Below are 9,819 nucleotides of genomic sequence, written 5' to 3' on the forward strand. Positions count from 1 at the left end.
CGGGGCCGGTTCAGACGCGGGTCACGGAGGAGACGGGCATCATGCCGACCGGGTCGTAGCGGACCGGGGCGCCCGGGTGCGGGGCGTGGATGACCTGTCCGTTGCCCGCGTAGATGCCGATGTGGTGGGCGTCCGAGCCGTAGGCGACGAGGTCGCCGGGGCGGGCCTGGGACAGCGGTACCTGCCGGCCGGCGTAGCGCTGGGCCTGCGACGTGCGCGGCAGGCCCACCCCGGCCTGCGCGTACGACCACTGCATGAGCCCCGAGCAGTCGAACGAGGAGGGCCCGCTGGCGCCCCACACGTACGGCTTGCCGAGGGCGGACCGGGCGGCGGCCAGGGCGGCCGCGGCGCGGCCGGAGGCGGCGGGTCCGGCGCCGGTCAGGTCGGGACGCTCGTCGCCGCGCGAGGAGCGCTCGTACGCGGCGCGGTCGGCGTCGGGCAGGGAGTTGAGCAGCTGCCGGGCGCGGGCGAGCTTGTCCTCGACGGTGTGTTTGTGCCGGGCGACGGCCTTGCGGCTCGCGTCGAGGTCGGCGAGCTTGCGGCGGGCCTCGGAGCGCTCCTGGGCGAGGTCGCGCTGGGCGGTGCGCAGCCGGGTGAGCTCGCCCGCGTTCCGGCTGCTGATGCGGTCGAGGGTGCCCGCCCGGTCCAGGTAGGAGTCCGGGTCCGAGGAGAGCATGAGGGCGAGTGCGGGGTCGACGCCGCCGGAGCGGTACTGGGCGCCGGCCAGCAGACCGAGCGCGCGCCGCATCTCGTTGATGCGCTCCTGGCCGCGGGCCACCTGGTCCTGCGTGGCGCGCAGTTCGGTGCGCAGCCGGCCGGCCCGCTCGCCGGCCTTGTTGTACGCCTCGGTGGCCTGCTCGGCCTGTTCGTAGAGGCGGTCGACCTGCGCCTTGGTCTCGGCCGGTTCGTCCTGCGGGGCGGCGCCCGCGGGCCCGGCGCCGAGGGCGGCGGCGGCCGACGCGGCGGCCACGGTGAGGACGGTTGCGCGTGTGTTCCGGTCGAGACCGGGGAGCCGAGAGTGCGCAGTTCGGCGATGGGACCCCACGGGACGCCGCTCTCCCTTCCGCTGACGGACCCCCGTGCTCGGGGGAAGTGCGCGCCGACAGTAGTCGGGAGGACCGGGGGCGGCCAACGATCGAACAGCGGGCGCACAGCGCGGCGCCCCGCCTCTGACGCAGGTCAGTGGCGGGGCGCCGGGTCAGTACGAGGTGCCGGAATTCGCCCGAACGGGCGCGTTTTGGTGGCGCGGCGTGTCAGGCGACGCGGACGCCGAACTGGAAGGAGCCGATCGTGCTCATCGACTCGTAGCGCACGACGGCGCCGGGGTGCGGGGCGTGCAGCACCTGGCCGTTCCCGGCGTAGAGGCCCACGTGCGCGAGGCTGTTGAAGAAGACGAGGTCGCCCGGCTTGAGCTGGCTCATGCCGATCTTGGTGCCGTCGTTCTGCTGCGTGTACGTGGTGCGCGTGATGGAGACACCGGCCTGGCCGTACGCGAACTGCGTCAGGCCCGAGCAGTCGTACGAGTTGGGGCCGGTGCCGCCGGAGACGTACGGCTTGCCGAGCTGGGTGGCGGCCGCGCTGAGGGCGGCGCCGCCGCGCTGCGAGGCGGGCACCTCGTTGCCGAGGTCGACGCGGGAGGAGGCGGCGCGACTGGCGCGCTGCTCGTCCTGGGCCATCTTGGCGCGCTGCTCGGCGGTGAGGGTGTTCAGGAGCTTCTGGGCGGCGCCCAGCTTGCTCTGGACTTCCTTCTTCTTCTTGCCGAGCTCGGTGCGGGTCTCGGCGAGGTCCTTGAGCTTCTCGGAGGCCTCGGCGCGCTCCTGGGCCAGGGTGCGCTGCTTCTCCTGGACCTTCTTGAGCGACTGCAGCTGCTGGGCGCTGAGCGAGTCGAGCGTGGACGCCTTGTCGAGGTAGTCGTCCGGGTCGGCGGAGAGGAAGAGCTGGACCGAGGGGTCGATGCCGCCGGAGCGGTACTGCTGGCTGGCGAGCGAACCGAGGCCCGTGCGCAGGTCGTTGAGATCCTCCTGGCCGCGGGCGACCTTGTCCTGGATCTCGCCGATCTCCTTCTCGAGCTTCTTCTGCTTCTCCTTGGCCCCGTTGTAGAGGTCGGTGGCCTTGCCCGCCTCTTCGTAGAGCTTGTCGACCTTGGCCTTGACCTCGCTCTTGTCGGGCTTCGGCGCGGCGTCGGCCGCCTGCGAAGTGAGGGCCACGGCAGCGGCGGCGGTCGCGGTGAGCACGGTCACACGGGTGCGGCTCGGCTGCTTGGGTCGACGGTGGGACGCCACGAAGGCGAGCTCCTTCTTCCTCCAGCCGCCCACAGACACCCGGTGGGCGGTGCCCTCCACCGTCGCTCACCTCATGAGAGCGATCACCCGAGCGGAGGTTCGAGGCCCGACCCTAGTGACCTTCTTGTGATCAGTTCAAATCCTGACGAGAAAAATCTCGGTCACGCACAGCATTCTTTGCGCGCAACTCACGTGCAGTGATGTCCGTTTGACGCTACGTTGCGTGAAGGTTTCGCCAATTCGGGCAAGCGGAACGGAGTTTGAGAAAACTCCCCAACCGGACATCAGCCGTGGGAAAGCCGCTTCAGGAGCATCACGGACGCAACCGGACGGGCACCCGCCTTCGCGACACCGTCCGCCACCTCCCGGTCCGTCGACACGACGATGACCGGACGGCCCGGCGGCTCGGCCCGCACCAGCTGCCGGATCAGCTCGTCGGCCGTGACACCGGCCTTCGAGAACAGCACCCGGACCCCGCGCGGCGGCGCGAGCAGCACCGGCGCGGCCAGCTCGGCCCCGTCGAAGACACACGTGACCTCGGCGCCGGTCTGCGCCGCCAACTGGGACAGCGAGCCGAGCAGCCGCAGCCGCTGCTTCTCCAGGGGCATCGTCGGATAGCCGGTCTTGGTGACGTTGTAGCCGTCGACGACGAGATGGGCCTGCGGCAGCGCCAGCAACTGGTCGAGGATCGCCGGGTCGTGCTCGTGCAGGGCGCGCGCGGCGATGTCCTTCGGCGTCATCCGGCCCGGCTCGACCGCGTCCACCGAGTCCGCCGGCCGCACCGACACCGGCGGCAACGCCAGCTCCCTGCGCAGCCCCTGGGCCGCGTCGAGCACCGTGTCGAGCAGCAGGCGGACCCGCATGTCCTCGACGCTGCGCCCCTCGCGGGCCGCCCGGCGGGAGGCCTCGAGGGCCGCCTCGGCCTCACCGAGCCGGCCCTTGAGCCGCCGGCTCTCGCTCTCGGCGGCCGACACCTGCGCCTGCCCCTCGGCCCGTACCGCCTCGGTCTCGGCCCGCGCCTTGCGGGCGGCGGCCTCCCCGCGCTTGACGTCGCTGAGCGCGGCCCGCAGCTTGCGGTGCACGGCGTCGGCCTCGCGGCGCGCCGCGTCGAGCTCCGCGCGCAGCCGCTCGGTCTCGGCCCGGGTGCGCGCCTGCGCCTCGGCGAGCTGCTCGCGCAGCCGGTCGAGCTCGGCCCGGGTCTCCTCGTCGACGCGCTCGGCATCGGCCCGCTGCGCCTCCTCGCCGGCCGCGGCCACGAGCTTGGACCAGCCCACGGGACGCAGCACGTACGCGGCCGCCGCCACGTCCAGCGGGTCGGCGGCGGGCGGCGGCGTCCCCGCGTCGAGGGCGCCGGCGAGCTCCGGCTGCGTCTCGCGCAGCCGCTCCCCGATCCGCTGGCGGAAGAGCGTGTCGCCCTCCAGGGCGGCCGCCATCGCGTTGCCCGCGAACTTGGCCCGGCGGGTCGGGGTGAAGCGCGCGTACTGGCGCAGCTGGGCCGGGAGTTCGTTCACCGTCAGACCGCCGAAGCCGTCCGAGACGATCGCCACGACCCTGCGCCGTACTCCTTCGGGCAACGGCCGGTCGAGCAGCTCGGCGGCTCCGCCGTCCCCGGCCTCCCCGCCCGTGCTCTCCACCATCCGTCACCCCAAAGTCACTGTGGGGCCCGCTCCGTCAGGAGTCGGAGCCCGGCCTGTCGACGAGTTCGACCTGATCCACTGCGTTGCACCAGCGGCAGCGCACCGACTCGATGGTCTCACTGACCACCTTGCGCTCCTCGACGCTCGGCTCACCGGCCAGGTCGAGGTGGACGTACTCCTCGACCTTCGACGAACGCGTCACGTCGAACCGCGTCAGGTTGCCGCAGAGCGTGCAACGCCAGCGGGTGGTGGCGGTCGGCAGGGGAACCGTCATCGGACTGTGCCTTCTTTCCAGCTCGCTCGGCGCACTCGGTGCACTCGGCCGTCATGGCCTTCTTGCCCGTTACCCTACGGCCTGCCGTCCCCCGGGCGCGCCCCACCGTGCGTCATGCTCTCTTCCATGATCGGCAAAGGGCGCGAGGGCGTCGTGCGGGCGGGCGCGTTGCTGAGGGGCACGTCGGCCCCGGTCACGTACGCGCTGATCGCGGTGTGCTGTGTCGTGTTCGTGCTCTCCCCGGCCTCCGGGCTCAACCCGTCGTACGGCACCGGGGACCGGCTGCTCGCCGCGCAGAGCGACTACTTCGCGCGCTGGGGCGTGGTGCCGGCCGACCTGTTCGCGGGGTCCTGGCGCACGGCGCTCACCCCCGCGACCGCGCTGTTCGTGCACGGCAGCTGGCTGCACCTGCTGGGCAACATGCTGTTCCTGCACGTCTTCGGCACGATGACCGAGGAGCGGATGGGCCGCCTGCCCTACCTGCTCTTCTACCTCGTGACCGGCTATCTGGCCCTCTTCGGGTACGCGGCCGCGCACGCCGGGTCCGAGCAGACCCTCGTCGGCGCGTCCGGGGCGATCTCCGCCGTGCTCGGCGCGTTCCTCTACCTCTTCCCCGACGCGCGCGTGACGAGCCTGTTCCCCTTCCTCCTCTTCCTGCCGCTGCGCTTCCCCGCGTGGGTGGTGCTGCCGTTCTGGGTGGCGCTCCAGTGGGCGGCGGCGGGCCAGGCCGGGCAGGGGCCGGGGGTGGCGTACCTGGCGCACCTCATCGGCTTCTCCACCGGGTTCCTCTACGCGTGGGTGCGCTACCGCCGGGCTAGAGTGAGGGCGACCCACACCACGGCCACCGAGGGAGACAGCCAGCCGTGATCACCGCGATCGTGCTCATCAAGACCAGCGTGGACCGGATCCCCGAGATCGCGGAGTCGATCGCCTCCCTGGACAGCGTCAGCGAGGTCTTCTCCGTCACCGGCACGTACGACCTGATCGCCATGGTCCGGGTCGCCCGCCACGACGACCTGGCCGATGTCATCCCCGGCCGGATCAGCAAGATCCCCGGCGTGGAGGGTACGGACACCCACGTCGCCTTCCGCACCTACTCGCAGCACGACCTCGAGGCCGCGTTCGCCATCGGCCTGGACGGCTGAGCCGCCCGCACCGCCGCGGGACCTACGCGGCCGGGACGCAGCGGCCGTCCTCGGTGCGGTAGGTCCACCGCGCGCCGTCGCGCACCAGCTCGGTCACGGCGGCGACGAACCGCTCGACGTGCTCGTCGGGCGTGCCCGCGCCGAAGCTGACCCGGATCGCGTTCAGCGACTTCTCCCCCGGTGCCGCCTCCGGCGCCCCGCACTCGCCCTGCTGCTGCGGGTCCGAGCCGAGCAGGGTGCGCACGAGCGGGTGGGCGCAGAACAGTCCGTCGCGCACGCCGATGCCGTACTCGGCCGAGAGCGCGGCGGCGAAGTGCGAGGAGTTCCAGCCCTCGACGACGAACGAGATGACGCCGACCCGCGGGGCGTCGTCCCCGAACAGCGACAGCACCTTCACCTCGGGCACCGCGGCGAGCCCCGAGCGCACCTTCGCGATCAGGTCCTGCTCCCGGGCGACCAGGGAGTCGAAGCCCGCCTCGCTCAGGGCCTTGCAGGCCGAGGCGATGGAGTACACACCGATGACGTTCGGCGAACCGGCCTCGTGGCGGGCGGCGTTCTCGTGCCACTCGACGTCCACGCCGCCGTCGGTGCGCCGCGCGACCTTGCGCGAGGCGCCGCCGCCGGCCAGGTAGGGCTCGGCCGCGGTCAGCCAGTCGGCGCGGCCCGCGAGCACCCCGGAGCCGAACGGCGCGTACAGCTTGTGGCCGGAGAAGGCGACCCAGTCGACGTCCAGCTCCCGCACGGAGACGGGGTGGTGGGGCGCGAGCTGCGCGGCGTCGAGGACGATCCGGGCGCCGTGCGCGTGCGCGGCGGCGGCCAGTTCACGCACGGGCCACAGCTCACCGGTGACGTTGGACGCGCCGGTGACGCAGACGAGGGCCGGACCGTAGGGGTCCCGGTCGGCGAGGGCACGCTCCAGCGTCGCGACGGCCTCGTCCGGGGTGCGCGGCGCGTTCAGGTAGGTGACGCGGGCGTCGCGCCAGGGCAGCAGCGAGGCGTGGTGCTCGGTCTCGAAGACGAAGACCTGGCAGTCGGCCGGCAGCGCGGCGGCCAGCAGGTTGAGCGAGTCGGTGGTGGAGCGGGTGAAGACGACCTGGTCGTCCTCGCGGCAGCCGAGGAACGTGGCGACGGTGGTGCGGGAGTTCTCGAACAGGTCGGTGGACAGCTGGGAGAGGTACCCGGCACCGCGGTGCACGCTGCCGTAGTACGGGGCGTACGCGGCGACGTCGTCCCACACGCGCTGCAGGGCCGGGGCGCTGGCGGCGTAGTCGAGCGCGGCGTAGGTGACCTCGCCGCCGGTGACGAGCGGCACGGTGACGTCGCGGCCGAGGACGGGCAGCGGGGCGCCGCAGACGGGGTCGGCGCAGTCACCGGCGTCGGCGGAGGCCGGCACGGCGGCGGTGGCGGTGGCGACGGAGGCGGTGTGGGGGCGTGCGGACATGGCGGTATCTCCCGGCAGGACAAGGCGAATGGGTGTGTGGAGCCCGCACGGCGGCGACGGCTGACAACCGGACCGCGGTGTACGGGTGTTGACCTCGACGCACGGCACGACGGTGCGGCCGGGCGGAGGGTGTGGAGAAGGGGCGAGACGCCCTATCGCATTCGCTTGCTCACGAGACTGCTCCCTCGAACGACCCAGGACCCCAGGATTCGCGAGGGGTCCGCGCTTGCCACACGCCTTGCTGCGTATGACCTGGTCTTCACCCGGGGCACCCCGCCACGGACGGAGGGTTGCCGGACAGCGGGCCGGGGCCGTATTCGCTGTCACTCATGACCTTGGGAAGCATCCTGCCATACGTCCCGGGAACGGCAAGGGCGCAGTCCAGGATCTGGACTGCGCCCTGTGTCACACCGTGCGTTCAGCGCTGGGTCGCGGCCACCCAGCGCTCCAGCGCGCCCTTGGCGGAGCCGCTGTCGAGGGACTCGGCGGCCCGTTCCATGCCGGCCGCGATCTGCTCGGTGAGTGTGCCCTCGCCGGGGCGTACGGCGACGAGGGCCGCGGCCGAGTTGAGCAGGACGGCGTCGCGGACCGGGCCACGCTCGCCGTCGAGGAGCCGGCGGGCCACGTCCGCGTTGTAGGCGGGGTCGCCGCCGCGCAGTGCCTCGATGGGGACCGGCTCGATGCCGACGTCGCGCGGGTCGAAGCGCTCCTCGCGCACCGCGCCGTCCCGCACCACCCAGACCCGGGAGGTGCCGGTGACGGTCAGCTCGTCGAGGCCGTCGTCGCCGCGGAAGACGAGCGAGGAGTTGCCGCGCTCGGCGAAGACCCCGGCCACGACGGGCGCCATCCGGGGGTCGGCGACACCGACGGCCTGGGCGCGCACGCGGGCCGGATTGGTCAGCGGGCCGAGCAGGTTGAAGACCGTGCGGATGCCGAGCTGGCCGCGGGCCGCACCGGCGTGCCGCAGCGCGGGGTGGAACTTCACGGCGAAGCAGAAGGTGATGCCCGCCTCCTCCGCGACCTCGGGCACCCGGGCGGGCGGCAGGTCGAGGTTGACCCCGAGCTTCTCCAGGACATCGGAGGCGCCGGAGGCGGAGGACGCGGCACGGTTGCCGTGCTTGACGACCTTGACGCCCGCGCCGGCCACCACGATCGCGGACATCGTCGAGATGTTGACGGTCTTCGCGCCGTCGCCGCCGGTGCCGACGATGTCGACGGTCTCGCCGGGCACCTCGATCACGTTGGCGTGCTCGTACATGCCGCGGACCAGACCGGAGATCTCCTCGACGGTCTCGCCCTTGGCGCGCAGGGCCACCGCGAAGCCGGCGATCTGCGCGTCGGTGGCCTCGCCCCGCATGATGCGGTCCATCGCCCATGCGGTGTCGTCGGCGCTCTGGTCGCGGCCGTCGAGCAGTCCGTTCAGCACGGAGGGCCAGGAACGGCCCGCCGCGGTGTCGCCTCCAGCGGGGGTCAAAGCGCTCATGGCCGCTCCTGTGTGCATACGTGGGGACGGTGGGAAAAAGGGGCGGGTCCACCTTATCCAGCCCCGGGACGGCGAAGAGCCCCCGTCCAGCGCATGGACGGGGGCTCCTGCCGTGGCGAACAGCGTCAGAGATCAGTGATGGCCGTGGCCGCTGGTGATCTCCTTGTACTCCTCGACGGTGGGCTTGGGGATCTGGTTGTGCTCCCCGTAGTAGCCCTTGGACAGCTTCGCGCGCAGCTTCTGCGTCCGCGACACCTTGCGCGCCACACCGTTCTCGTCGACCGCGGGGCCGAGCTCGACCGGCTGGTACTGCTCGTGCGCCGTGAGGGTGTGCAGGGCCTCGGCCGCGAGCGGCTCGTGGACCTCGACGAACTCACCGTGCGGCAGGCGCTTGATGATGCCGGACTCGCGTCCGTGCAGCACCTTGTCCTTGTCCCGGCGCTGGAGGCCGAGGCAGATCCGCTTGGTGACGATGAAGACCACGACCGGCATCACGAAGAAGCTGACGCGGACGAACCAGGTGATCGCGTTGATCGACAGGTGGAAGTGCGTGGCCCAGAGGTCGTTGCCACCACCGATCATCAGCACGAAGTACCAGGAGATCCACGCGGCACCGAACGCGGTGCGCGTCGGGGCGTTGCGCGGGCGGTCCAGGATGTGGTGCTCGCGCTTGTCGCCGGTGACCCAGGACTCGATGAACGGGTAGACGGCGATGGCGACCAGGACCAGCGGGAAGATCACCAGCGGGACGAACACACCCAGGACGAGCGTGTGACCCCAGATGTTGATCTCCCAGCCCGGCATCGTACGGATCAGGCCTTCGGAGAAGCCCATGTACCAGTCGGGCTGGGCGCCCGTGGAGACCTGGTCCGGACGGTACGGGCCGATGGCCCAGATCGGGTTGATCGTGGCGATCGCCGCGATGATCGCGATGACGCCGAAGACCAGGAAGAAGAAGCCGCCCGCCTTGGCCATGTAGACCGGGAGCAGCGGCATGCCGACGACGTTCTTCTCGGTCTTGCCGGGGCCCGCGAACTGCGTGTGCTTGTGGTAGAAGACCAGGATCAGGTGCGCCACCATCAGGCCGAGCATGATGCCCGGCAGCAGCAGGATGTGGACCGAGTAGAACCGGGCCACGAAGTCGCCGCCCGGGAACTCTCCGCCGAACAGGAAGAACGAGAGGTACGTGCCGACGATCGGCACGGACAGGACCGCGCCCTCCATGAAGCGGACACCGGTGCCCGACAGCAGGTCGTCCGGGAGCGAGTAACCGGTGAAGCCGGTGAACATGCCGAGGACGAACAGCAGGAAGCCGAACAGCCAGTTGACCTCACGCGGCTTGCGGAACGCGCCGGTGAAGAACACGCGCATCATGTGCACGAACATGCCGGCGAGGAAGATCAGCGCGGCCCAGTGGTGGATCTGCCGGATGAGCAGACCACCGCGCACATCGAAGGAGATGTGCATGGTCGAGTTGAACGCCTCGGACATCAGCTGTCCCTGCAGCGGGACGTAGCTGCCGTGGTACTCCACCTCGTTCATCGACGGGTGGAAGAA

Annotated in this window: 9 protein-coding genes and 1 riboswitch; of the genes, 2 read left to right on the top strand and 7 right to left on the bottom strand. The window is 71.7% G+C overall.

Annotation, left to right across the window (positions count from 1 at the left end; translation table 11 throughout):
• Positions 1–10 precede the first annotated feature (10 nt).
• The 4 genes from GTW43_RS38485 to GTW43_RS14755 all read right to left on the bottom strand — a co-directional run bounded on the left by GTW43_RS38485 (position 11) and on the right by GTW43_RS14755 (position 4,193).
• Entirely contained in the window at positions 11–1,045 is a 1,035-nt protein-coding gene (locus tag GTW43_RS38485) for a C40 family peptidase (RefSeq protein ID WP_161302299.1), read from the bottom strand.
• A gap of 208 nt (positions 1,046–1,253) precedes the next feature.
• On the bottom strand, positions 1,254–2,282 hold the full coding sequence (locus tag GTW43_RS14745; RefSeq protein ID WP_161302326.1) for an NlpC/P60 family protein: 1,029 nt from the start codon (positions 2,280–2,282) through the stop codon (positions 1,254–1,256).
• A 284-nt stretch (positions 2,283–2,566) separates the two neighbouring features.
• Positions 2,567–3,919 carry an NYN domain-containing protein gene (locus GTW43_RS14750; RefSeq protein ID WP_161302302.1) on the bottom strand — a complete coding sequence of 451 codons (1,353 nt, stop codon included), beginning with the start codon at positions 3,917–3,919 and terminating at the stop codon, positions 2,567–2,569.
• Between the two features lie 34 nt (positions 3,920–3,953).
• On the bottom strand, positions 3,954–4,193 hold the full coding sequence (locus tag GTW43_RS14755) for a hypothetical protein (protein WP_161302304.1): 240 nt from the start codon (positions 4,191–4,193) through the stop codon (positions 3,954–3,956).
• 126 nt (positions 4,194–4,319) lie between these two features.
• Here GTW43_RS14755 and GTW43_RS14760 point away from each other — a divergent pair, with 126 nt between their 5' ends.
• Together GTW43_RS14760 and GTW43_RS14765 are read left to right on the top strand one after the other, a co-directional pair.
• Positions 4,320–5,060 (top strand): rhomboid family intramembrane serine protease, encoded by a 741-nt coding sequence (locus tag GTW43_RS14760; protein ID WP_161302306.1) that lies wholly within the window; start codon positions 4,320–4,322, stop codon positions 5,058–5,060.
• Positions 5,057–5,338 carry an Lrp/AsnC ligand binding domain-containing protein gene (locus GTW43_RS14765; protein WP_161302307.1) on the top strand — a complete coding sequence of 94 codons (282 nt, stop codon included), beginning with the start codon at positions 5,057–5,059 and terminating at the stop codon, positions 5,336–5,338. The genes GTW43_RS14760 and GTW43_RS14765 overlap by 4 nt, the downstream gene beginning before the upstream one ends.
• Positions 5,339–5,360: 22 nt before the next feature.
• On the opposite strand, the gene GTW43_RS14770 is transcribed toward GTW43_RS14765, so the two are convergent.
• The 3 genes from GTW43_RS14770 to GTW43_RS14780 form a co-directional block, all read right to left on the bottom strand.
• The gene (locus GTW43_RS14770; protein ID WP_237536602.1) at positions 5,361–6,779 is read right to left on the bottom strand and encodes an aminotransferase class V-fold PLP-dependent enzyme; all 1,419 of its coding nucleotides are present in this window, start codon (positions 6,777–6,779) and stop codon (positions 5,361–5,363) included.
• Positions 6,780–6,996: 217 nt separating this feature from the next.
• A riboswitch (SAM riboswitch) is annotated at positions 6,997–7,114 on the bottom strand.
• 83 nt (positions 7,115–7,197) lie between these two features.
• Positions 7,198–8,262 carry an anthranilate phosphoribosyltransferase gene (trpD, locus tag GTW43_RS14775; RefSeq protein WP_161302309.1) on the bottom strand — a complete coding sequence of 355 codons (1,065 nt, stop codon included), beginning with the start codon at positions 8,260–8,262 and terminating at the stop codon, positions 7,198–7,200.
• Positions 8,263–8,394: 132 nt separating this feature from the next.
• A partial coding sequence (locus GTW43_RS14780; protein WP_161302311.1) for a cytochrome b occupies positions 8,395–9,819 on the bottom strand: 1,425 nt, incomplete at its 5' end.

The organism is Streptomyces sp. SID5785, from assembly GCF_009870065.1.
Taxonomy (GTDB): domain Bacteria; phylum Actinomycetota; class Actinomycetes; order Streptomycetales; family Streptomycetaceae; genus Streptomyces.